This is a genomic window from Gorillibacterium timonense, assembly GCF_001457415.1.
Lineage (GTDB): Bacteria > Bacillota > Bacilli > Paenibacillales > NBRC-103111 > Gorillibacterium > Gorillibacterium timonense.
The window spans coordinates 426,103-447,981 of the sequence record NZ_LN881722.1 but is presented as its reverse complement, the minus strand read 5'-3'; the positions used below and the strand labels follow the sequence as shown (position 1 = coordinate 447,981).

Genomic DNA, 21,879 nt, shown 5'->3' with positions numbered 1-21,879 from the left:
TGAAACACAATAGACATATTGATGGAATTATGTAGGCTTACGGATTCATTTCACAAAAAAAGACCAGCGCTTTTTAGCCAGTTGGGGCTGTCGATACGGAATCGATTCTTTCGAAAGCAGCAGCTCCGCATTCTCTCTGCAGATGTCAGCTACTTCTTTCCCCGCTTCTTTCTTCAGCAAGGAGAAAGCCTCTTGAAGAGCGAACGGCCTTTGCTTGACGTTATGAGCATCGGAGGCCACGAAGTGAATCAGCCGACTTCGACACATATGCAGGGCATTCTTCTGAATGGAGCGGCCGAATGCGCCGGTGAGCGAATGGCTGGTCACCTGGGCGAGCGCTCCTGCTTCAATCAGTCCAGCCAGCGTATCCGGCGAACCGGCAAGTTCCTTGTTCCGCTCCGGGTGAGCGATAATAGCGGTTATTCCGGAAATGCTCAGCTCGTGAATCCATTCAAGCGCTTTCGTCGGAACTTGACCGGATGGAAATTCAAGGAGCAAATACGAAGTATCCGCTAGAGTCAAGAGAGCGCCCCTCTCCCAATCTTGAAGGAGTTCGGAATATCCCCGAATTTCTTGACCGGGGTAAAGCCGAAGCGGAATTCGGTGAGCTTCAAGCTCATCTTGCAAAGAAGCGACAGCCTTGCGAACGTCTGATGCTGCGTTGTCAAATTGACCGTTGGCATGGTGCGGTGTTGCAATAACGGCTTGAATGCCTTCTAATACGGCCATTCTTGCCATCTCTAAAGACTCATGTAAGTCGGCTGCTCCATCGTCCAAGAATGGAAGAACGTGAGCGTGAATATCAATCATTTCCATAGTCTCCTATAAGCTTTGTCTAATTGTACCATCAAATTTCGATCCAATGAGGAAAAAAGTCACAATTCGCTGATACATTTTGTAGACTATTGGACCTATTTGCCTCTTTTTTCACAAAACCATTATCAATTATTGAAGAAAACGATCGAAAAAAGCTTGATTTCATGCGAATTTTGATGCGTTGGCAAAACAATACAATTCGTATCATAAAGAACCATTTAGATCGTTTATTCCCAAGGTCAATTTCCAATTGGAGCGCTAACAAAAGCGAATGTATAGAAACAAGCGATTTACCCATACTGAAAGCTGAAGACATGCAAAACTGCCGCAAGGAGGTAATCGTTCGATGAAAAGCTTGAACGTGCTTGCTCTGACCCTGCTCATTATCGGTGGCTTGAACTGGCTGCTCGTCGGCTTGTTTCAATGGGATTTGGTCGGCGGCTTAACCGGGGGTATGGACAGTACCGTGGCGCGCATCATCTTTGTGATCGTTGGGCTGGCGGCGATTTACAGCTTTGTCCTGTACGGGAAAGTTGCCGAGGATGATCGGACCGAAGCCCGCCGTTAACAATCACCAGAAGATGAATCGGAAAAGAGGAAACGAAAAAGACAGACCGGACAAGCCCCAAACAAGGCTTCCTTCCGCTCTGTCTTTTATTGTTGTAGCTGTCATAAACGAAGCAGCCCGGTTTCAACGGACTGCTTCAACTCCGAAACGCCAAATCAATCAAACACCTCGACATATCCGCCGCTTCTGCGGATTGCCTCCACCACATCGGCATAAACCTCATCCCTAACCGTTGCGGCCAATACATAACGGAGAAGGGACCGATCTCCGGCATAATAATCGTTCTCCACCGTATCGCTCCCGACATTCAGCGGATCCCCGTTGCTCAAAACGTCGTTGCTGCCGTCGTTCTCCCCATAGTCCAGATAGGTGGCTGCTGCCCTTCCGGCGGAATCCGTTGTGACAGCTGCCCCCGCTCCATAGCCGGTTGTCGATCCAGGTGTACCGCCGACCGTCAAACCGGTCGTAATCGGGATCAACAGCCTAGAATCTCGGCCGATCGCATCCGGCAGCTCCGATACCTCCAAGTATTCGGCTCCATAGGTCTGAATCCGGGTATTGGCGGATAGCGCGTCATTTTCCGTCTGGAAGTAGGCCTGAATTTTCTTCGTCATCGCCTTCTATCCCCTTTCTATTCAGAAAGTTGCTGGGTCTACTTAACAAGCCCCATGTACCTTTACCTTACCCTTTCCCTCTCCACTTCACACATGCCTACGTCAAAGTTTTCGGTCCACTCGGTTCTTACGGACCCAAGGTCGCGCTCGCCGTCTTCATCGTGGAAAAATCTTCGAACGGATAGAACCGACACACGACTTTTCCAATAAGCTGATTCTGCGGAACAAACGGATCGTCCCACAGATGGGAGTCGAGGCTGACATTGCGATTATCGCCAAGCACCAGATAATGGCCTGCAGGTACGGTTATAGGGCCGAAGGAATAGTCCATCTTTTCCTGTATGTACGGCTCAATGAGCTTCTCTTCATTCCGATATAAGTAACCGTCTCTCACCTCGATCGTGTCTCCAGGGAGTCCGATCAGCCGCTTGATGAAGCGCTCGTCCTCTCGGTCCGCGAGCGGAGGATGAAAGACGATGATATCGCCGAATTCGAAGCGGGTCAGAGGCACGAGCTTTTCAATGAGAAAACGGTCGTTCACCTGGATCGTCGGCAGCATGGAGCCGGAAGGAACGACGACCCCTTCCGCCACATAGGTTTTCAGGCCAACGCCAACCAACACAGCCGCCGCTGTGCAGGCTAACAAACTTTTACGCCATCTGGACGAATGCATGTCCATCCCTCCTTACAAACCACCGGATATCGAGCCGTTTCTTGCCGTCTTGCTTCGAGACTCTCGCTATTACCCTTTCATACCCGTTTGCCTTTCAGGTTAAACAACTCCTGTTCCTTTTCTAGACACCGAAACTGCCGAAATGAGGCCGTTATGCGGGAAGAAGGCCGCTCCCTTCTCCTTCTCTCGGCCATACAATAAAACCATCCGGTCCGGCGCATCCGTGCGTCTCGAACAGACCCGGTACGCCTGTCAGCTCAATAACGGTGGTTTCTGCACTCTATCTGCTGCTCATTGACAGAATTTCATATCCACACGATTAGGGCTGACAGCGTACTATCGTGAAAGGAGTGTGAACATGGGAACGATCATCTACCCGCCGACCTTGGACTGGTCCTATATGGTACAGCGTCCCCAGCAAGTCATGAGACAATTCGCCAGAAACGGGCATTCGATCATGTTCTATAACAAGTCGGCCCAAGAGGGGCGGGTTGTCGAATTTCCCGAGCCGGGAATCGCGGTGATCCGTCATTCTCTCGCGTTTGTCGATGAGCTGCTGCCCCTCCTGCCTACCGAAGGGAGGTTGTACTGGACCTCCTGGAGCCGAAAGCTCCCCCATGCCCGCACACTCGGCGTTGATCGTGTCGTCTATGATTGCGTGGATGACTTTCCTGATTGGGAGGAGGAAGAACGGCAGTTTGCGGCAAGCGCGGATCTGATCATCTGTACGGCCTCCCATCTGGAAACGAAAATGCGCCAATTGCTCCCGAATAAGCCCATTTACCTCGTTCCAAACGGCTGTGATTACGAGCATTTTGCCGAAGGCAGCAGCGAAAGCGGTACAAGGACAGGGGCGGCAAAAGCGGAGGCGGACTCCGCCTGGCAGAGGATCGCTGGGCACTCCGGCCCCGTGATCGGTTACATTGGAGCTTGGGCCCCGTGGGTGAACGAGGATTGGATTCGCGCGGCTAGCGCGGCCATGCCGGATGCGCTGTTCTATATCGCCGGGCCGACCTTGCGGGAGGACACCGGTCCACTTGGGCCCAACGTGGTGATGCTGGGCTACCGAAGATATGAGGAGCTTCCCGCTCTGCTCCGTATGACTCGGGTCTGCGTCATTCCGTTTCACCTGAACCGGATTACGATGAGCACCAATCCGGTCAAGGTCTACGAATATTTGGCGGCAGGCAAGCCTGTCGTCTCCTCTCCTCTGCCTGAAGTGCTTCCCTTGCAGCCCTCTGTGTTCATCGCCCATGACCGGGATGAATTTGCCCTCAGAGTGGAAGAGGCCTGCCTAGAGTCGGCAGATAGGAATGTGGAGCGGTCCGTTTGGTCCCGTCAGTTCTCTTGGGAGGAGCGGTTCAAGACGATTTCAGAAGCGCTTGGCGACCATTTTCCCGATTGGAAGAACGAAGCGGCCGGTTCCCTTCCTGTCGCTGAATGGGAGAAGTACTGGACCAAGCAGCTGCCGCTTCGCTTCCGGACGGTCAATTCCTACTACCCTGACAAATGTCTCCTTCAAGATCCGCCTTATGTCGGCTGTCCAGCAGGTGGTGTATACGAGACCTTCCTCTCTGTGGACACCCGATTGTTCCCGGGATCTCCGCTTCGCGTTTACTTGGAATTTGATGCCCATGTCCCACCGGGAGGCGTACCTGACGCGCTTCCCCTCATGGAGCTCTCGGTAGCGAAGCCGAGCGTTCCGCTGGAACGGCTTACGGATCGGACGAAGCCCGAATGCCGACCGCTTGCCGACATGTCGCTAAAGCGAAGCATCGACGACTCCTTAGCCCTTGACCTGACGCCATATCTATCGAGTCTTCCGGAGAACGGGCGGTTTCTGATCAAGCTGGCCAGCCGGATCACTCGTCCCTATCGATTGGACCGTCCCCGGTTAACCTTTCTGCTGAAGGACAGCGGACAAGAGGAGGAATCGTTATGAAAATCGGAGTATGCGGATATTACGGGATGGGCAATTTCGGCGATGAGCTGTTTCTCCTTACCTTTCGTCAACAATTGGCCGGACACCAGGTTGTCGCTTGGCATCCATCCTTCGACCCGGAAGGTGTGGATGCGGTTCTGATCGGCGGCGGAGATCTCATTACCCCTTACTCCTTCAATTCCTATTACTTCCCTGCCAAGCTCCAAGCAAAGCCCGCCTGGGTATATGGCGTGGGGATTGTCGATGCTTACCCGGAGTCGACTTGGCCGGATAGCGAAGTGGAAAAGTACCGGAGGTTTCTTCGAGGTACCCAGGGGCTGTACTTACGGGATGAACGTTCCGCTGCCATCGCACGACGCATAGGCTTGCATTCGCGGATTGACACTGTGCCCGATCCGGTCTTCGCTTATCGTTCTCCCGGGCTGCCGCTTCATCGTCCCTCCAGGCTGCCGACCATCGGAGTATGCGTTCACGCTTACCCCGATCTTCCAGCTGCTCGTTTAGCCTCTATACTCGGGAAAGTTTCCTCCGAGGGCTATCACATTCTGCTCATTCCCGTGGTAAATCACAGTGTGAACCCTTACACCGACTACAAGGTCTGCAAGGATTTGACGGAACACCTACTTGCAGGTGCTCCCCAAGCTTCCGTAGCTATCTTTAAACCGGAATATGAGCTAGAGCTTGTATACAGCGTCATTCAGAGCTGTGATTACCTGATCAGCTTCAAGCTGCATCCGGCGCTCGCCGCCTTGAGGGGGCTTGTTCCAACGTTTTGCGTCAGCAAGCAAGGCAAAGTCAGCAGCCTGCTCAGCCGCTTCGGACTCCAGGACTTCCTGCAAACCGATGAGAAGAAGGAGGACGCGCTCGAAGAGGGTCTTCGACGATTGCTCAGAGAGGGAAAAGAACGATTTGCAGCAGCAGAGCCCCTCATCCGTCAAACCGAACGGGAGGCAGAGACCGCCCTTGTCGAGCTTCGACGAGAGATGGAAGTAGAGCTTGAAAAGAACTAGTACGCTTCAACCCCAAGCTTTGTATGGGGGCTGCCAGATGCTACAGGCTGCCGCTCTCCAGGCTGCGGATGAGCCGATCCGCTTGTTCGGCGCGCCGTTCCCACGTATGCTCCAACGCATACCGGATGCGGGCACTACGGTCCTCCTTGCTACCCGGATTATTGAGCCTTACTTGCAGCAGGCGGATGAAGTCAGCGGTGGACACCGCCACATCCACATGCGGCGCCATCGTCCGGCATTCCGGCAGATCTGTCGTGACAACCGGCAGACCAGCGGCCAAGTATTCGTAAGCCTTGACCGGACTTGCAGCGAGGGCAACCGGAATCCTGCGAAACGGAATGAGCCCTACAGAGAAGGAGCGGATCCGCTCCGGCAGATCCGCATGAGGCAACATTCCGTGAAAGCGCCAGCCAGAAGAGGCTTCGCCGCCTTCTGGACCGACTCCGGTCGGAAAAGCGCGCCCAAACTCCGGGCCGATGATCTCGAGCGACCAGTCGCCGGCGATTTCCTTTCGGCAGCGGCGGAGCAGGGCTTCGTCCACCCATGGAGCCCAAGCCCCGATATAACCCGCAACGGGAGAGAAAACGACATTTCCTGGGAAATGGTGTTCTGCTTGACCGCATTCGTTGTCGATAGAGCCCTGCGGCTGCCACCCCGGCTCAACTGCTGCGAACGGTGTGGGTTCCGGCTTCGCATCAACCCGATGCAGCCCCATGCCGGTGTCATACCCGTTGCGGATCGTGACAACCGGTTTCTTCTGCGTGAGCCGAAGCATCCGCTCCGTCAATCGCTCCGAAGCGCACACTACAACTCCCGCTCGTTGGAGAGTGTCCAGCTCAGCTTCTCTCCAAGGCGCATAATCATCGACGCAATCGTAGATGACCCAATCGGATGACCATAACGCCCACTCCCTTTTGGCGAGCGGGTAAGAACACCAGACTCCGGCAGCTTGACCGGAGTTTTTTCGCAGGAGCGGCCATTCCTCCTGCAGCCAGCGCTTCGTTTGATGGATGATATAGAATCCCGGCTCTACCTCCTCCACAGGCCGCTCCTGCTCGCTCTTGTTGCAGTAATAGACCGTGTGGCCGAGCCGTGCCAAACGGAGCAGAAGCTGCTGCGGGCGCTGCTTCATCCAATGAAAGTCGAACGGAGCCGGATACAAGATCAAGCTCATGGCAGCCTCCTCTCCCTTACATGTGATCTTGTTTTCAGTCAAATGGACGGTGGTGTTGCCTGAGAGGGGGAAACGCATGTGAAGCTGGCAATCATTCAAACTCGAACGGATGCCGGTTACGGTACGGAAAGAGAAGCCAGCAGGCTCGGTGGCTTCTCGCGGGTGGAACGTTTGAAGCAAGGTACGACCGGCAACACCCTTCGAACCCTCCAAACCCTTATCGCGCAGGATGATGAGCCGCTTCTTCTAGTCTATGCGGGCACTCGCTTCTCGCATTCGGGTTCTGTCGCTTCGCCCTCCCTTCTCGTGCAAAGAGATGATCTCGAAGCGTTGACTCCCTTCGAAGCGGTTTTACTCGATCAGATTCCCTTGCCGGAGTGGATCATCCCGGTGCTGTCCACGCTCCTTCGGGAACGGGGAAACGCCATGGATAGCAAAGCTGGAATCAGCAGGCCTGTCCTTGACAGGAAACCCACGGTCAGTGTCGTCCTGTGCACCTATAACGACTCCCGCCGCCTTCCCTGGGCAGTATACTCGGTGCTTCAGCAGTCGGTTCCCGATTGGGAGCTGCTCATCGTGGATGACGGCTCGGAGGAAGAGCTTCTGCCCTCTTCCTCTCTTCTGCCGGTCGATCCGCGCGTGCGCTTGATCCGGCTTGCCCCCAATCGCGGCAAGGCCCACGCTCTGAACGCGGTTCTTCCTCTGGCGGCAGGAGCCTGGTTTCTCGAGCTCGATGCCGACGACTGGCTACCGCCTCTCACTCTAGAAAAGCTGCTGGAAGCCGCCGGTGAGTGTGAGTCTGGGACGGGAAATACGCCGGAGCCGTCTCCGCAAGCCATCCTCGCCGGCCATCGGGTATGGAGGGAAACCTCTCGCGGCGAACTCCTGTACGAGCGGGAATCTCATCCCACTTCCCTTGTTGACAAGGGATGGAGGAATCTTATGCAGCGAGCGGAAGTCATTGCTCCCCGCATGTATCGGACGGAGGCGCTGCATCGCCTGGGCGGATGGCTGACGGACGATCCGAGCGGAGGGCGCCTGTTCGAGGATGTGCAGCTGCTCGCCCGTCTGCTTCACGCGAATGCGCCGCTCACCGCTATTTCTCTGCCGTTATATGATCGACGGCTGCGAAGCTCCAGCACCAGCCAGAGGAACAAAAGTCGCTACCCCGAGTGGAGCAACTGGCTGGAAAACCTGCTCAGCTAGCGAGCTTCCCCGCCGCTTTTTCGCCGCTTTTCATCGTCTTCAACGTTTCTTCCTGAAAAGAACGACAAAGACCGCCTACCGCCACTACCGGCGGAAAGCGGTCTTCTGCTTAAAATAGGGTTCACTTGGGCAATATGCGCACATACTGAATGGAATTCAAAGGGATGATGAACGTAATTCCAGAAGAGTCGTACCCACCCGTATCGGAGTAACAGTTGATCAGACCGTTCTCGACCCTCATCAAAATCCCTTCGTAATACTGGTTCGGCAAAAACACCTCGATCTCTCTGCCGATCCGTTCCTTCAGGGCCGCTTCCAGTCTTGCGGGCTGGCTCATGACCATCCGCCTCCTTCTTTGCCCGGAAGGGACACCGCTTCAATCTGCGCATAAGGCAGGAAGACCTCGTCGCCGGTAGCTTCCCATATCCGAACGTAGTCCTCGCCAGCGGTCATAACCTTTCCATCCAGCGGCCCGGCTTCCGTATAGATCGTCCAGTCCTGACGCGTCTTATCGGAAAAAAGCCGGTACAGCGCATCCCATGAAGTAAGCTCTTCGACTTCCTGCTCCAGCTTGCGGATGCGCGCGAAAGCCTCCTTCAGACGGAGGCATTGTCGACGGATTTTACCTTCCGCCACGTCTAAGCGGTGGTTGACTTGTGCCTGCCAACTGAAGAAATTCTGCAAAAATTTTCGTGTTTGGACAGGCTGCAGCCCCGTTTGGCTTTTGCCGCTCTCTTCTCGTGTACCTTTCCCCACCAGATCCCTCCTTTGGCCAATCTACCCTATTCTATGGATAGAAAAGGAAGGGAGAAACGGCAGACCGATTCATTCATTCGCCCTTTCTTCAAGCGGGTTAAGCCGAACGTGACGGTTCGCGCGTTTCCCGACCAAAACCGACCAAAGCGGCAACCCCAAGGATCAGAACCACCGCGAAGATACCGAAGATAACCTCATAGGAATAGTGGCGAGACACTAAGATCCCCACCAAATACGGGGCGATGGCGCTGCCGATGCGGCCAAAGCCGGAGGCAAAGCCCGCTCCCGATGCCCGGACCTCATCAGGATAGTTTTCCGGGGTGTAGGCATAGAGCGCCCCCCAGGCTCCCAAGTTGAAGAAGGACAGCAGAGCCCCCCAAGTGAGCAGCGCCGCCGTGCTGGTACTGGCCCCGAAGAAGGCGGCGCAAACGGCGGTAAACGCGAGAAACAGCGCAAGCGTTGGCCGGCGTCCCCACCGTTCGACGAGCCACGCGGCAGCAAAATATCCAGGGAGCTGGGCAAGCGTCATCAGCATCACGTATTTAAAGCTGTTAATCATCGTAAAGCCCTTGCCGACGAGGACGGAGGGAATCCACAGGAACATGCCGTAGTAGGAAAAGGCGACGGCGAACCATACCGTCCAGAGCACAGCAGTCTGGCGGCGATATTCCCGAAAGATCGTAGCGAGCGGCACCTTGCTGCTCGTCTTCGAAGGTCGGGTCTCCGGGATGTTCCGGCGGATAAAGATGGCGTAAATGACCGGCAGCGAGCCGACGAGCACCGCAGCCCGCCAGCCGTAATCCGGCATGACGAAATAGGCAAGAATGGCGGCGGCCATCCAGCCTCCGGCCCAGAAGCTTTCCAACAGTACGACGGTGCGCCCCTTCTTGTCCGGGGGAGCGAGCTCATTCACGAGCGTCGAGGCCACCGGCAGCTCCGCCCCAAGACCGATTCCCATCACAAGGCGGCATGCCATCATAAACCCGAGCCCTGGCGAGAACGCGCTGGTCAAGCTCGCCGCGCCAAACAAGATTAAGGTGAGGAGGAAGATCGGCCTCCGGCCCAGCCTATCGGCCAAATAGCCGCCAAGCGGCGCGCCGATGGCCATCCCGGCTGTCGTGACGGTACCGAGGAGGCCTTTCTCCGCAGGAGTTAGCCCCCACTCCGTTGTGAGCTGAACGAGAATAAACGACAAAAGCCCGACATCCAGCGCATCGAACAGCCAGCCGAATCCGGCTGACCAGAACACTTTGCGATAAGTCGGCTTCGCGGGTGAATTCATGGTAGTTCCTCCCTTTTCTATGTAGTGAACCCTGTGCGAATGCCTTGTCCTTCACTATATCCTGCGTTTGAGCGGAACTCCAGCGACTCATCATACCCATTACCTAATAAATCACCGACCGCTCTTGTGTATGATTTCGTAAAGTATGAATTTGATGAGGCTGGATTAGACCCGTCTTTACTGCATTGTAGATTACGACGTCCGTACTTTGAAAAGAGATTGGCGGCGCTTGCGAAATGCCAAGATGTAACAAAGGTGAATTGGCTTCGCTAAGCACCTTGTCTTTTAGATGGTAAGTACCATGATCACTGGACGCTAAAGAAATAGATGCAATATGATGGCTAAAGTGAGACAGCAACAAGAAGCACAGAGTAACAATTGAAACTTCCCCAGCATTCTTCTTTGTGATTAGTCCTGATGGCATTTGCTTTGTCTCAAAACCCTGATCATAAAAATCATCAATCCATGTATCAGGTAGAATTTGATGATCTTTTTTACAGATGTGAATAAAACGTAATGCTTTACCAAGACCAGTGGAGGCAAGTCGATATATCTCCATTAGTCGCTCATCATTATATCCGATCATCTCAAAATAATCCTCAGCCTCATCAATAATAATTACGGGTTTAGGAATGGAGTAAACATATGCTGACTTCCCAGCGTGATGGCCGAATTCATTTTGAACCCAACCTGGAATAAGAATAAGATCATATGGGGTAAAAATTTCTGACTTCGGCAATACTGTCTCGTGCTGATAGTAAAACTGGATGTTGTTAGTATCCAAAATCAATATCTTTGCCCCAGTCATTCCCCGTAATGTCTGACTTAGGTCACGATAGTTGCCCATCCTCTGCTCCTTTGGCTTCACGCTGAACGTTTTTGTACTTTAGCTCCCATTCCTTTATTAAATTTAAATTGTCTTTGTAGAACTGGACATCGGGATGCTTTTTGATTTCTTCCTGGATTGTTTTGATGATCGCATTCATATTTGTCACGTATGAAGGCTTAATTAAAGAATCATCCAACCCATTTTCTTGAAAAACAATTTCCCACTCCGTTGGTTTAAGACGTAAATCAAAATGCTTCTTGATATCACCCTGCAGTTGAGTGTGATTATTCTTCTTGGCGACCTGATACAATTCAATCAAGATCGCTTTGTAAGGGGCTTTAAAGGACTTCATACAATGCGCAATTCGCTCAATGAAATCATTCGTGTTTAATGAGTGAAAGAAGTCGTATAGATCCGTTCTACCAAAGATCATTTGGCTTGCAAAGTAATCTGCTTTGCGCTCATTAAGATCAAACTCAGTTATGATCTCGTAACCATTTTTATGCACAGTTTGCATCTCTTCACGTTCAGTCAAATGATAAATTTCATGCCAGTAAATGAAGTATTGATACAAACGTGGTTGATACGTATTAATGATGGGAACCATCTTGTTATTTGCAAACTTTCGAATTGCGCCACCCCAATTTTCGTCAGGTATCGGCACTTCTATCAAGTTTTGTTCCTTTAGGATTTCAAAAGCTTGCTCCTCAATCGGAAGGGACTGCCATTTGATTAAACGTTTTTCAATGAAGTGAATGTGATCTACAATCTGGTCTGCAATTTGTTCATTTATGCGGATCGTTTGATCCAAGTTATCGCTGGTGATTCGCATGAAACAAGCCCCTCCTTACTTCAAATAAAGGGAATAAACGTCCAGAATATCATCCAGAGCATTGAGAAGCTCCATCGTTTTAGGACTTTTATCTGCATCTCGACCATGGTCAGAGTAAGCGTACGCGTAACGCGAAGTTGTCGTGGGTTCATCCTGAAAAACAATGAAGTAATCGTCTGGTAATTGGAACGTCTCATTAATTTTTGTGATCTGAGTGTGATATTGTTTTGGGCTTGGACTTTCACCTTTTAAAATTTGATCAATCGTTGGACGTGAAATGTCAGTCAACTTTGAAAAGGATAACTTGGAGTAGCCACGCTGTTTCAAAAAAGAAATTAAGTTCTGAGCGATCAGATCACGGTATTCATAATAGTCGTAGTGCATTTTTCACACCTCTCTCCTGTATCTTGCTTTATTATATGGTATCAAACAAAGGGATGTAAAATAAATTTTTACATTGTAAAATCACTACATAGTATGTACCAACAGGTAATAGGATATTCCCTTCATTTGGAGCATGTTCAAAAGAAACCGTCCTTTGCCTAAGAGGGTGGGTCGCACTTCCATTTTACCAAAGAGTGGTTTCTTTAGTTTGACGAAATGAAAAGAGAGGGTTCCTTGAGTCATATACGATGACTTTTGGACACCCTCCCGCTAACGTGTACGTTTCTTGACCATTCAGCGCCGCATCAAGGGCGGGCTTTAACGGTTACATCAAGGGTTGCGGCAGCTTTGCCACGAGACTTTACCGTGATGCGAATGACATCACCTTGTTTAAAGTCATAGTAAGCGTCCCCGCCTAACCGGATAGTCATTTTACCCCCTTCAACTGCGTGTGACATAAGCTTTTTGGAGCCCCAAGCAAATAAAAGATCATCACCAGGTTGTGTTTCAATTGTAATAGTGGCATCCCCAGGATAGATTTTACTCGATTCAATTAAAGCAACCGGATTGGTTTGCCCGCTGTTCTCTACCACAGGAATCTCAATTTCCACAGCGCGCTTTCCCTCCTCCCGCGCGACCACTTTGATCGATTTGCTCCCTACAGGAACCGGCACTGACAGGGGCATTCTTATGCTGTTTTTACCAGTAGTATAAGATCCGAGCTGATTACCCTGATCATCATAGACTCTTAGTGAGGTGTTGGATGCATCGATCGGAAGGTAAAAATCCCCTTCGTACACGGTTCCCGTTACGGTTGGAATCGTAGACAGCTCTGTATACGCCTGTACCTCGATCACAAGTGGGATACTCGATTCGTACCCATCTTTCTGGGTCACGAGGATCAGCTTGTCCCCTGCTTGCGGCCCATAGAGTCTAATATTAACAACTCCGTCCACAGCAGGGTAAGAAGGCCCATAAGTACTCGTTATCGGCTCGGAGCCAAGATGATAAACGGTTACCTTGCTTCCTTCTTCCACTTGAGCAGACAACGTATAGTCGTCTTCATAAACCGTTTGGGTTACCGTAGCCTGGGCTGCACGATTTTCTGGCAATGAAGCAACTTGAATGACGAAGGGATCGCTCAACTGTTTACCCGGAACGTAAGCATACAATTTCACCTTGGAACCCGGTTTGAGCGATCTGTACGAATTAATGCTAACCGTACGCTGTGCATCGCCTTCAGCGCTATAGCCAAAGTAGCTTGTTCCATCCTCGTTGGTCATGTACAGCGCGGCATTCTTCACCGTATCTACTTGAATGCTTGTTGCATTGAAGGTAATTGTGTTTTTCGTGGACGGAGTTTCCGTTTTATCGCTGGCAGCTACAACCGTCACTTGCTTGACGACAGGAGCTTTTCCTGATTGTTGCGCGAAAACCCTAACCGTCTCGCCTGCCTTTAAATAGGCGTAAGGCTGGTAGAAGAGCCCGCCCTCTCTTACCCATGTATAGAGATTGGGAGTCTTAACAAGATAGCTCAAACCTTCAAGCTCTGGCAAGTTCAAATAAGTTGGACCTTCATAGACCGTACCCAGCAGGAAATCATCAGGCCCTTTATCGGTCAGAGGAGCTTTCACGACAACCTTAGCCGGATCGCTGGCTCTCATTCCAAAGGCAGTGGCAATAATTTGGAAAGTATCTCCCTCTTTAATATCGCTATAGATAACGGCGCGGAAACCCCCGTCTTCTTCGGCAAAGCCATATCCGATGGAGTTTCCATGGTCATCCTCAACACTTAAGGAAGCATATCCCACTGAAGTCCCTGTTAGCAAGAAATCGCCAGCATGGACATCGGATACAACCGGGGCAGGTGCTTTTTCTACTTCGCTTCCTGTGCCTCCGAGAATCGGAATACTCAAGGATCCACTTTCATTCCCGCCGTCTCTTTGTGCTGTGACGGCTAGAGAACCGGAATCAATGAACTGTACTTTCTCACTGTTGAGATTAACGTTAAAAATCCCGTTATAATCCGATTCGCCCTCTCCCAACAGTTCCTTGTTGTAATAAACCCGGATCGTCGCATGTCCATCAGCAAGGCCTCTGACGTAAGTAGAACCTGCCAAGTATTGCTCTGCAAAATACGGTACATTCACCGTGGCATCGCCAGGCCCTTGCGTCGGGGCCGCGGTCGGAGTCGGCGTGGCTGTCGGCTCAGGCGTCGTCACGGGGGGCACATAGCCGCCTCCCCCTCCCCCAGCCGGAGTCGGGGTTGCACTCGGTGTCGGCGTGGCGCTCGGACTTGCCGAAGCGGATGGTGAGGGGGACGTCTCCTCCTTCACGATCTTTACCGCTTGTTCCACGTATTCATCCTTGTTTACGTAGAAGCTGTATGTCAGCTTCGCAAGCGCTTGCCGTTCGGCTTTGGCTGCCGGCTCAAAGTAAAGCTTTCCGTCCTTCTCAACGCCTTGAATGAAGCCCAGCTTCGCGGCGAGACGAACCGCCGGCAATGCCCAGGACGAGATCTTGTTCGCATCCGCGAACGCAGCTTCCCCTTGCAGGGCTTGGGCTGACTCCTCAAGTCCCATGGCTCTTATGTAGAATACGGCCAGCGCTTCCCGCGATACTTGCTCATTCGGCGAAAAACTTGTCGTCGATGTTCCCTTCGTAATCCCTGCTGCGACCATCGCACCTACATAGCCTTTGTACCATGCATTCGCCGGGATATCCTTGAACGATGCTGCTGCTTCAGGATTCGGCGTCAAGCCAAGCGCCAGCGACAGCACCTTTGCCATCTCGGCTCGGGTCGAACCTGCCGTTGGGTTGAAATGACCCGAACCGTCGCCAGAGAGAATGCCCAATTTCACAAGCTCTTCAATTTCAGTCTTGGCATAGGATTTTTCCACATCGGAGAAACTGGCCGCAGCGGCAGTCGTCCCTACACCGTCCGCGAACGCCCGTGTTGTCGTGCCGGCAAACGGGCTAGTGACGAGAGCAAGTGCTAATAGCCCTGCTGTAAGTTTTCTGTGAGCTTTTCCCTTCATTCTCTTGCCTCCCAAGTTTAATTTGATCATGAAGCTACTGCGATTGAATAGGCTTTCATTCCCTGGGTCCTTGCAAAAGAGACTTTCCTTCCTCAGAGAGGAAAGTCTCTTTGACATAGGCCCTACGCACCAATAGCTTGGCAGTTGCTAGTTTGAACCCGCAGCCTCGGTGCGCTTGTATTTTTCTTGTGCAGTTACGGTGCCTGAATGACGAATGATTGCTCGAATGCTTCTTTACCCGGCGTCGTTACATAAATGGTGATGATGTCGCCTGGTTTTGCCATATGTAAATCGAGGCTATCAAGCGTGAGAGAATCGCGATAATACGATGACAGCATAAGAACCTTATTCCATCTGACATAAATATGGTCGCCTTTGTTTGCCGTTAGCTTCAAATTATTCGGTCCTGCCACAAATTTGTCGTTCTCAATATGGACTCCTTCCGTCCGACCAACAGTCGGAAGGACCGGAATGGTGACCGTGACGGGACGTTTATCCTTTTCTTGTACCGTTACCGTTAACGACTTCGTTCCTTTCGCGATCGGCTCGCTGTAAACCTGGCTTCTCCCCGAAACCAGCAGCTTTCCTTGATCATCGTAAATGACATATCTCTGGTACTTGTCCCATTTATCCAGTTTCAAATTCAACATTTGATCGCCTTCGTAGACGCTTCCTACCACGGTCGGTTCAACTGATAGCGGCATACTCTCCGGCAGAGGCATCACTTTTACCCAAGTTGCTTTACTTACTTCCATCCCATCTTTTTCTGCGACAATCAAGAAAAGATCACCAAGCCCAACCGGATTGCTCGTGAAATATTGATAGTTGCCGCTCTCGTTATACATTGGGGTCCAACTGTATCTCCCCGACTCGATGACACTTGGATTTATCAGGTAAACCCTCACATTGGAACCTGGCTCGGCCTTAAAATCGATGCTGGTAGCCCCTTCGTAGACCGTTTCGCTTACCGTAGGCTCAGCCACTCTCTTGGTTACGGCGGGAACCGTTAAGACGAGAGGATCGCTCTCTTCTTTATTAGGAATCAAGGCATACAGATAGTAGGTTTCGCCTGGATTCAGTTCATAGTTAAAATCGATAGTAACCTCTGTATCCGAAGCCATAAGAGTCGGGTTTTGGACTAATTGACCCGCCTCATTTTTTATATAGAGAATTGAACCAGCGGCTTTGGTAACCTTCAGTTCGCTGGTGTTGTAATAAAGAGTGCCTGCTTGAGGCATGGGTGTCTTGCCCGTTGCAGCTACAACCGGAAATTCTCGAATCTCCGTCGCTGCTTTTCCTGGTAATTGCGCGCGTACAAGAACCTTATCACCGACCTGAAGCTTAATGAGCGGGTTTATCGTAGCGAGGGTGGTACCCGTTTGATTCAGAGTAAACACCCGGTGGTCTATCTCGATTTCAAAGACGGTTCCCGGCGCACTGTTGCTGAACCAAATAAAAGGACCCGAGACGAAGGATTCAAGCGGGAGCCTGAGAGCCGGGGTCTTCTCATCTGGTGTCGCTACTACCGTTATTTCTTCAACAGGGCTTTCCGCCTTCATCCCCTCAATCGATGTCACGCGAACAATTTCTTTCTCCAACGGATGGACATAAAAGGGCACCACGAAAGTTCCGCCATGATCTGCCGATCCTACGCCAATAAGACGATCTTCACTGTTCCGGATATAAATAGTGGAGTAGGGAGCCGCTTTCCCGGTAATCATAAGATCTCCAGCATGGATTTGATCAACGAGAGGTTTCGCGGTAGTTCCACTTTCAGTAGATTCTGGAGCGCTCACGGGAAGGGTATAAGGTACACTTTCATTCTCCCCAGGTCGCTGCGACGTGATTTGCAAAACTCCGTCCACGATCCGCTCCCTGACTGGATAAAGAGAAATAGAGAATCGCCCCGAGTACTTGGATTTCTCTTCGGCAATGAGGGATCCCTTGTAATACACCCGGACAGTAGCATATCCGTCGACCATCCCATAAACCGAATAACCTTTTGCTACGTATTTGTACACATAATGCGGCTTGCTGACCGAAGGATCCCCTTCTCCAATCGTCGGGGCGGGGGTTGGCTTTTCTGTTTCCGTCGGGGCCGGAGTTGCCGTCGGCTCCGGTGTCGTCACCGGAGGCACATAGCCGCCTCCCCCTCCCCCAGCCGGAGTCGGGGTTGCGCTCGGTGTCGGCGTGGCGCTCGGACTTGCCGAAGCGGATGGTGAGGGGGATGTCTCCTCTTTCACGATCTTTGCCGCTTGTTCCACGTATTCATCCTTGTTTACGTAGAAGCTGTACGTCAGCTTCGCAAGCGCTTGCCGTTCGGCCTTTGCAGCCGGCTCAAAGTACAGCTTTCCGTCCTTCTCTACGCCTTGAATGAAGCCCAGCTTCGCAGCGAGACGAACCGCCGGCAATGCCCAGGACGAGATCTTGTTCGCATCCGCGAACGCAGCTTCCCCTTGCAGGGCTTGCGCTGACTCCTCAAGTCCCATGGCTCTTATGTAGAATACGGCCAGCGCTTCCCGCGATACTTGCTCATTCGGCGAAAAACTTGTCGTCGATGTTCCCTTCGTAATCCCTGCTGCGACCATCGCACCTACATAGCCTTTGTACCATGCATTCGCCGGGATATCCTTGAACGATGCTGCTGCTTCAGGATTCGGCTTCAAGCCAAGCGCCAGCGTTAGCACCTTTGCCATCTCAGCTCGGGTCGAACCTGCCGTTGGGTTGAAATGACCCGAACCGTCGCCAGACAGGATACCGAGTTTGACCAATTCCTCGATCTCCGTTTTTGCGTAGGATTTCCCCACATCCGCGAAGTCAGCGGTCGCCACCTGCGTCGTGGCGGCTGATTCCGCCGCAGCATGGCCCGCTACTCCAGCGAACGGGCTCAACGACAAAGTGAGCGCCAATGCACCTGTTAATAATTTTCGTCCGATTACGTTCTTCATAGAATCCTCCCTAATAAATATTGATGATGGCCAGATGCCATATTTTGCTATGTAACGGTGAATCCCCCTTTCTACTAGAAGTGAATGAGCGGAAATGCCCCCATATTATACCATGGTAAATTCGACCTATCCATGACTAATTTTTATCATATTCGACAAAGCATTCACTGTTTTCCAAGTGAATTGAAAACCAAACTCCTGATTCGAATAAGGAAAAGGTCCCTTCTGCCAGGAAAGAGGTTTGAATGATAGACTATTCTAAAAGCCTCATTTATGAGAAAGATAGTCCAATCGGACTGCCAACGAAAAACACCCCCAAGAGAAGAAATTCCATCGTACGACAGAATTCACTCTTTTGGAGGTGTAAGGATAGGATTTACCTCACGTCAGGGGGCATTTCCCCACGTTAGCTGATAACTCTCTTATTACAGCTGCGGCAATTGCCAGTCGATCGGCTCTTGGCCGTTCTCGCGGAGAAATTGATTGGTGCGCGAGTACGGGCGGCTGCCAAAGAAGCCGCGATGCGCGGACAGCGGACTTGGATGCGGGGAGCGGATAACTCCATGCCTCGAGGCGTCAATCATCGGCAGCTTGCTCTGCGCTGGGCTTCCCCACAGGAGGAAAACAACCGGACGATCCAGCGTATTGACGGTTTGGATCACTTTGTCCGTGAAAGCCTCCCAGCCTTTGCCCTTGTGCGAGTTTGCTTCACCGGAACGGACCGTGAGCACCGTGTTGAGCAGAAGCACCCCTTGCTGCGCCCAATGTGTCAGGTGGCCGTGGTTGGGGATGCGGCAGCCGAGATCCTCATGAAGCTCCTGCAACATATTGCGGAGAGACGGCGGTACCGGAACGCCCGGCTTGACGGAGAAGCTGAGCCCGTGAGCCTGCCCCGGCCCATGATAAGGGTCCTGCCCCAGGATCACCGCCTTCACTTTGTGAAGCGGGGTAGTGTGCAGGCTGTTGAAGATATCGTACATATCCGGGAAGATGGTTCCTGTCCGGTATTCCTCTGCCAAAAAAGTCCGCAGCTCCCGGTAATACGGCTTATCGAACTCTCCTTTAAGCGGACCGGACCAGTCGTTGCGCAAAATCGTCATGTCTATCCTTCCTTCAATCATTGTCATTTTGCTGACACTCTATTTCTCTCATTCTAGCACAAGAATAATCGGATACTAAGACGTTCAGGCGGAATTCACTTTAGAGATCAAGCTGAGCCCTCTTCATATAAATGTTGCATAAAAAGGCATCATTTTCTTAGAAATGAAGGTTCGTAGTTCGGAAATTGTGCAATAAATACAGGATTTTCCGATAAACACAAGGGAACCGGTTGAAAATGATGTACATTATGCAACATTTTCGATTATGTCTTCATCAATAATTATTTTGATAATTTCGGGGTATTATGTTTTAGTAGTGACACTGCAATACAAAAAAGAAGCTGATATCACGCAGCTTCTCGTTTATGATATTTCATTGAAATCCTATTGTATTCGTTCTTAAGTCGGACTATAAGTTACTTCACTAGTCGATTCGCCATAATAACAGCCTGCTCAATCGTCGTATTCTGTTTTGGGGCAAATGTAGTTTCACTCAGCCCCTTCACAATATTCGCGGCAGACATTGCGCTCACAGCATCCTTAGCCCAACTAGAGATTTGAGCATGGTCGGAGAAATTCTTAGCACTGCCTTTTTGTAATGATTTCCCTGCCTTATCCACAGTACGTTTTAACATGGTTGCTACTTCTTCACGTGTAATATTAGCTTGTGGAGAGAAAGTCGTTTTTGAAGTACCCTTCACAATGCCTAATTCATAGGCTTTCAGTATTTCAGGATTGCTAGTATCCTCGAAAGTATTCTTACTTGATGAAGGTGCTGACTTTTGAGCTAATTTCTCATAGAGTTTAACAGCAATTTCACAAAATTTTTCACGTGTTATTGCCTTATTATAACTTAAATCTTGAACTGGAAGTGTAAGTCCAGATGTTCTAGCTGAACGTAAATCAACAAGTGCCCAGTTGGAGGCATCCTTGAATATTTTTCCTTCATGTACCTTGGCTGCTGGTTTTGGTGATAACCCATTTCCATTCATTATTTTCCTCGGTAAGAGTGATCCATTTTCACTTTTTTCGATTGTGAAAGCATCACCATTCGTTCTTACTGCATATACTTGGAAAATAGCAGAGACATCATCCATTAGCTTTTTGTAACCATCCCCATTGCCACCCCAAAGACTATCATCAGATTTGATATAATAATCATGATCATACAAATAGAGTTCTCCATTATCAAAATACAAAGATTCATAAATAGCCTTCACATCTCGATCAATTAGTTTATGCTCGTAATCATAGAGAGTTCCATCATTTAATAAATATAAGTAAGGTGTAAAATCCTTGATATTACTACTTACTTTGCCGTTATTGCGGTAAAGTGTACCATCTTCTAATAACATAATGTTATCGTAGGGGCTATAATTTACTAGATTTTGATTTGCTAAAGTATTGGAGTCGGTCTGCCCTGGAAATCCAAGGTAGGTATTGCCCAGTTTATCAATGAAAAATCCTTTTTCTCCAGTTTCATCTCCTGTTGAACCTCTATGTACACCGTTGCCATATAGCGTCTCAACATAGTAGTAGGATGGATCAATGTAATCAATATTGTCAGCGATCTTGATTGGTGTATTAGGATTTGCTTGATAGGTAAATGGGAATAGCATTTCTATGGATGTCGTCATTAGAATATCCTTTTTATAACTGGTGTCAGTCTCTGATATTACATTTAAATTTTCGATAGTTAAGTTTTTGTTTGTATATGGAATATCACTAGGGCTTCCCATAATATACAACTCACCATCGTTAGTAAGGATAGTCGATAAGTTCACAGTATAAATCGAATCACGATCCTTACCAAGGCTATATTGACTTCTGGAATTATATCTTATCTCCGTGATTTCTCGCGATTTGTAGAAAGGAACTGTGATTTGTGATATTGACTTTACATTGCTCATAACTTTAGAAAAGCTGTTTTCACTGAAACTTTTATCTGTAGACAACAATAAATCCCCGTTTTCATAAAGCAAAAAATTCGCAGGCTTATAAATTGTCAAACCATCGGCCCAATACCCTGTCCCCCAATATTCAATATTCCTATCAGCACGTGGTTCGTTCCACAACCAAGTTGATTCTATTGGTTGAAGTTCACTTTGTAAAGTTGCACTCCAATAATGCGTTTGCATATCTTTTAGGGGAACTTGCAGAGCTGCAGCCGATGCACCTCCTGGAAACAATATACAAGCGCACAATGACAGTAAAGCTAATCCATTTAATAGTTTTTTCTTCATAATATGCCTCTTTTCTGGATGGTCATTAGTTTTATAATACTACACAAACCAAATTAAGGATATAATTTATCCAGAATTTCCAAAGTACCTCCTTATAACAGACAAAAAAGGGCTTGCTGCTCTACAAAGAGATAGATCGCCTGAGCCGAACACACCTCAGGTTCGAATTCGAATGGAATTGCAATTCCGCGCGATCGCAACACGTTATAATAAGTTTTCAGGTACATCCTAATAATGTTAAAAAATGTTGCTTTTTCATTTTTGCACCTCTGTTCCGCTTCCCTCGCCCAATTCGTCATGCTTTAGATTCCCTCATCACACACCTCAGAGAGCTATTATTATCTATTGAGCCTTATACGACTTCATTCAGCTAATGAATCCGCTTCATGCATTCGTCGTCCCCCCATACTTTGACTCCACACCCGCAGTCATTATCGCCAAAATTCGACAATGTTCGAACAGTT

Annotated in this window: 18 protein-coding genes; 4 read left to right on the top strand and 14 right to left on the bottom strand. The window is 50.1% G+C overall.

The genetic code is table 11. The annotated features are described in order from the left end of the window. Positions 1 to 45 precede the first annotated feature (45 nt). On the bottom strand, positions 46 to 810 hold the full coding sequence (locus BN2684_RS06515) for a tyrosine-protein phosphatase (RefSeq protein WP_058301349.1): 765 nt from the start codon (positions 808 to 810) through the stop codon (positions 46 to 48). A 352-nt stretch (positions 811 to 1,162) separates the two neighbouring features. On the opposite strand from BN2684_RS06515, the gene BN2684_RS06510 reads away from it, so the two are divergent. Further along, entirely contained in the window at positions 1,163 to 1,384 is a 222-nt protein-coding gene (locus tag BN2684_RS06510) for a DUF378 domain-containing protein (RefSeq protein WP_058301348.1), read from the top strand. Between the two features lie 155 nt (positions 1,385 to 1,539). Here BN2684_RS06510 and BN2684_RS06505 read toward each other — a convergent pair whose 3' ends face one another. Continuing rightward, on the bottom strand, positions 1,540 to 1,998 hold the full coding sequence (locus BN2684_RS06505) for a hypothetical protein (RefSeq protein ID WP_058301347.1): 459 nt from the start codon (positions 1,996 to 1,998) through the stop codon (positions 1,540 to 1,542). A gap of 127 nt (positions 1,999 to 2,125) precedes the next feature. Next, on the bottom strand, positions 2,126 to 2,671 hold the full coding sequence (gene lepB / locus BN2684_RS06500; protein WP_058301346.1) for a signal peptidase I: 546 nt from the start codon (positions 2,669 to 2,671) through the stop codon (positions 2,126 to 2,128). Between the two features lie 358 nt (positions 2,672 to 3,029). On the opposite strand from lepB, the gene BN2684_RS06495 reads away from it, so the two are divergent. Further along, positions 3,030 to 4,613 carry a glycosyltransferase gene (locus BN2684_RS06495; protein ID WP_058301345.1) on the top strand — a complete coding sequence of 528 codons (1,584 nt, stop codon included), beginning with the start codon at positions 3,030 to 3,032 and terminating at the stop codon, positions 4,611 to 4,613. Next, positions 4,610 to 5,623: a polysaccharide pyruvyl transferase family protein gene (locus tag BN2684_RS06490; protein ID WP_058301344.1), complete on the top strand. Its 1,014-nt coding sequence runs from the start codon at positions 4,610 to 4,612 to the stop codon at positions 5,621 to 5,623. Before BN2684_RS06495 ends, BN2684_RS06490 begins: the two co-directional genes overlap by 4 nt. Before the next feature lie 40 nt (positions 5,624 to 5,663). On the opposite strand, the gene BN2684_RS06485 is transcribed toward BN2684_RS06490, so the two are convergent. Beyond that, the gene (locus BN2684_RS06485) at positions 5,664 to 6,797 is read right to left on the bottom strand and encodes a glycosyltransferase family protein (RefSeq protein WP_058301343.1); all 1,134 of its coding nucleotides are present in this window, start codon (positions 6,795 to 6,797) and stop codon (positions 5,664 to 5,666) included. A 78-nt stretch (positions 6,798 to 6,875) separates the two neighbouring features. On the opposite strand from BN2684_RS06485, the gene BN2684_RS06480 reads away from it, so the two are divergent. Then, on the top strand, positions 6,876 to 8,003 hold the full coding sequence (locus tag BN2684_RS06480) for a glycosyltransferase family 2 protein (RefSeq protein ID WP_058301342.1): 1,128 nt from the start codon (positions 6,876 to 6,878) through the stop codon (positions 8,001 to 8,003). A 121-nt stretch (positions 8,004 to 8,124) separates the two neighbouring features. Here the strand turns inward: BN2684_RS06480 and BN2684_RS06475 are convergent, their stop codons facing one another. From BN2684_RS06475 to BN2684_RS06430, 10 genes are all read right to left on the bottom strand, one after another. Then, positions 8,125 to 8,340 (bottom strand): hypothetical protein, encoded by a 216-nt coding sequence (locus tag BN2684_RS06475; RefSeq protein WP_058301341.1) that lies wholly within the window; start codon positions 8,338 to 8,340, stop codon positions 8,125 to 8,127. Beyond that, entirely contained in the window at positions 8,337 to 8,759 is a 423-nt protein-coding gene (locus BN2684_RS06470; protein WP_058301340.1) for a hypothetical protein, read from the bottom strand. Before BN2684_RS06470 ends, BN2684_RS06475 begins: the two co-directional genes overlap by 4 nt. Positions 8,760 to 8,856: 97 nt before the next feature. Continuing rightward, positions 8,857 to 10,041 carry an MFS transporter gene (locus BN2684_RS06465; protein WP_058301339.1) on the bottom strand — a complete coding sequence of 395 codons (1,185 nt, stop codon included), beginning with the start codon at positions 10,039 to 10,041 and terminating at the stop codon, positions 8,857 to 8,859. 103 nt (positions 10,042 to 10,144) lie between these two features. After that, positions 10,145 to 10,888, bottom strand: coding sequence for a hypothetical protein (locus BN2684_RS06460; RefSeq protein WP_058301338.1), 744 nt, complete (start codon positions 10,886 to 10,888; stop codon positions 10,145 to 10,147). After that, positions 10,872 to 11,702 carry a hypothetical protein gene (locus tag BN2684_RS06455; protein WP_058301337.1) on the bottom strand — a complete coding sequence of 277 codons (831 nt, stop codon included), beginning with the start codon at positions 11,700 to 11,702 and terminating at the stop codon, positions 10,872 to 10,874. The genes BN2684_RS06460 and BN2684_RS06455 overlap by 17 nt, the downstream gene beginning before the upstream one ends. Positions 11,703 to 11,717: 15 nt before the next feature. Continuing rightward, complete coding sequence (locus tag BN2684_RS06450) at positions 11,718 to 12,086, bottom strand: helix-turn-helix domain-containing protein (RefSeq protein ID WP_058301336.1); 369 nt, start codon at positions 12,084 to 12,086, stop codon at positions 11,718 to 11,720. Between the two features lie 305 nt (positions 12,087 to 12,391). Beyond that, the gene (locus BN2684_RS06445) at positions 12,392 to 15,124 is read right to left on the bottom strand and encodes an S-layer homology domain-containing protein (protein ID WP_058301335.1); all 2,733 of its coding nucleotides are present in this window, start codon (positions 15,122 to 15,124) and stop codon (positions 12,392 to 12,394) included. Positions 15,125 to 15,318: 194 nt separating this feature from the next. Continuing rightward, positions 15,319 to 18,072, bottom strand: a complete 2,754-nt coding sequence (locus BN2684_RS06440) for an S-layer homology domain-containing protein (protein ID WP_058301334.1) — start codon at positions 18,070 to 18,072, stop codon at positions 15,319 to 15,321. A 425-nt stretch (positions 18,073 to 18,497) separates the two neighbouring features. Then, positions 18,498 to 19,172, bottom strand: a complete 675-nt coding sequence (locus tag BN2684_RS06435) for a uracil-DNA glycosylase (RefSeq protein ID WP_058301333.1) — start codon at positions 19,170 to 19,172, stop codon at positions 18,498 to 18,500. Positions 19,173 to 19,588: 416 nt separating this feature from the next. Then, positions 19,589 to 21,415, bottom strand: coding sequence for an S-layer homology domain-containing protein (locus tag BN2684_RS06430; protein WP_058301332.1), 1,827 nt, complete (start codon positions 21,413 to 21,415; stop codon positions 19,589 to 19,591). Between the last annotated feature and the right edge of the window lie 464 nt (positions 21,416 to 21,879).

Bases quoted from the DNA above. Each gene is read 5' to 3' on its own strand.
- BN2684_RS06515 (WP_058301349.1), bottom strand. From the start codon at position 810: ATGATTGATATTCACGCTCACGTTCTTCCATTCTTGGACGATGGAGCA.
- BN2684_RS06510 (WP_058301348.1), top strand. From the start codon at position 1,163: ATGAAAAGCTTGAACGTGCTTGCTCTGACCCTGCTCATTATCGGTGGC.
- BN2684_RS06505 (WP_058301347.1), bottom strand. From the start codon at position 1,998: ATGACGAAGAAAATTCAGGCCTACTTCCAGACGGAAAATGACGCGCTA.
- lepB (WP_058301346.1), bottom strand. From the start codon at position 2,671: ATGCATTCGTCCAGATGGCGTAAAAGTTTGTTAGCCTGCACAGCGGCG.
- BN2684_RS06495 (WP_058301345.1), top strand. From the start codon at position 3,030: ATGGGAACGATCATCTACCCGCCGACCTTGGACTGGTCCTATATGGTA.
- BN2684_RS06490 (WP_058301344.1), top strand. From the start codon at position 4,610: ATGAAAATCGGAGTATGCGGATATTACGGGATGGGCAATTTCGGCGAT.
- BN2684_RS06485 (WP_058301343.1), bottom strand. From the start codon at position 6,797: ATGAGCTTGATCTTGTATCCGGCTCCGTTCGACTTTCATTGGATGAAG.
- BN2684_RS06475 (WP_058301341.1), bottom strand. From the start codon at position 8,340: ATGAGCCAGCCCGCAAGACTGGAAGCGGCCCTGAAGGAACGGATCGGC.
- BN2684_RS06465 (WP_058301339.1), bottom strand. From the start codon at position 10,041: ATGAATTCACCCGCGAAGCCGACTTATCGCAAAGTGTTCTGGTCAGCC.
- BN2684_RS06460 (WP_058301338.1), bottom strand. From the start codon at position 10,888: ATGGGCAACTATCGTGACCTAAGTCAGACATTACGGGGAATGACTGGG.
- BN2684_RS06455 (WP_058301337.1), bottom strand. From the start codon at position 11,702: ATGCGAATCACCAGCGATAACTTGGATCAAACGATCCGCATAAATGAA.
- BN2684_RS06450 (WP_058301336.1), bottom strand. From the start codon at position 12,086: ATGCACTACGACTATTATGAATACCGTGATCTGATCGCTCAGAACTTA.
- BN2684_RS06445 (WP_058301335.1), bottom strand. From the start codon at position 15,124: ATGAAGGGAAAAGCTCACAGAAAACTTACAGCAGGGCTATTAGCACTT.
- BN2684_RS06440 (WP_058301334.1), bottom strand. From the start codon at position 18,072: ATGAAGAACGTAATCGGACGAAAATTATTAACAGGTGCATTGGCGCTC.
- BN2684_RS06435 (WP_058301333.1), bottom strand. From the start codon at position 19,172: ATGACGATTTTGCGCAACGACTGGTCCGGTCCGCTTAAAGGAGAGTTC.
- BN2684_RS06430 (WP_058301332.1), bottom strand. From the start codon at position 21,415: ATGAAGAAAAAACTATTAAATGGATTAGCTTTACTGTCATTGTGCGCT.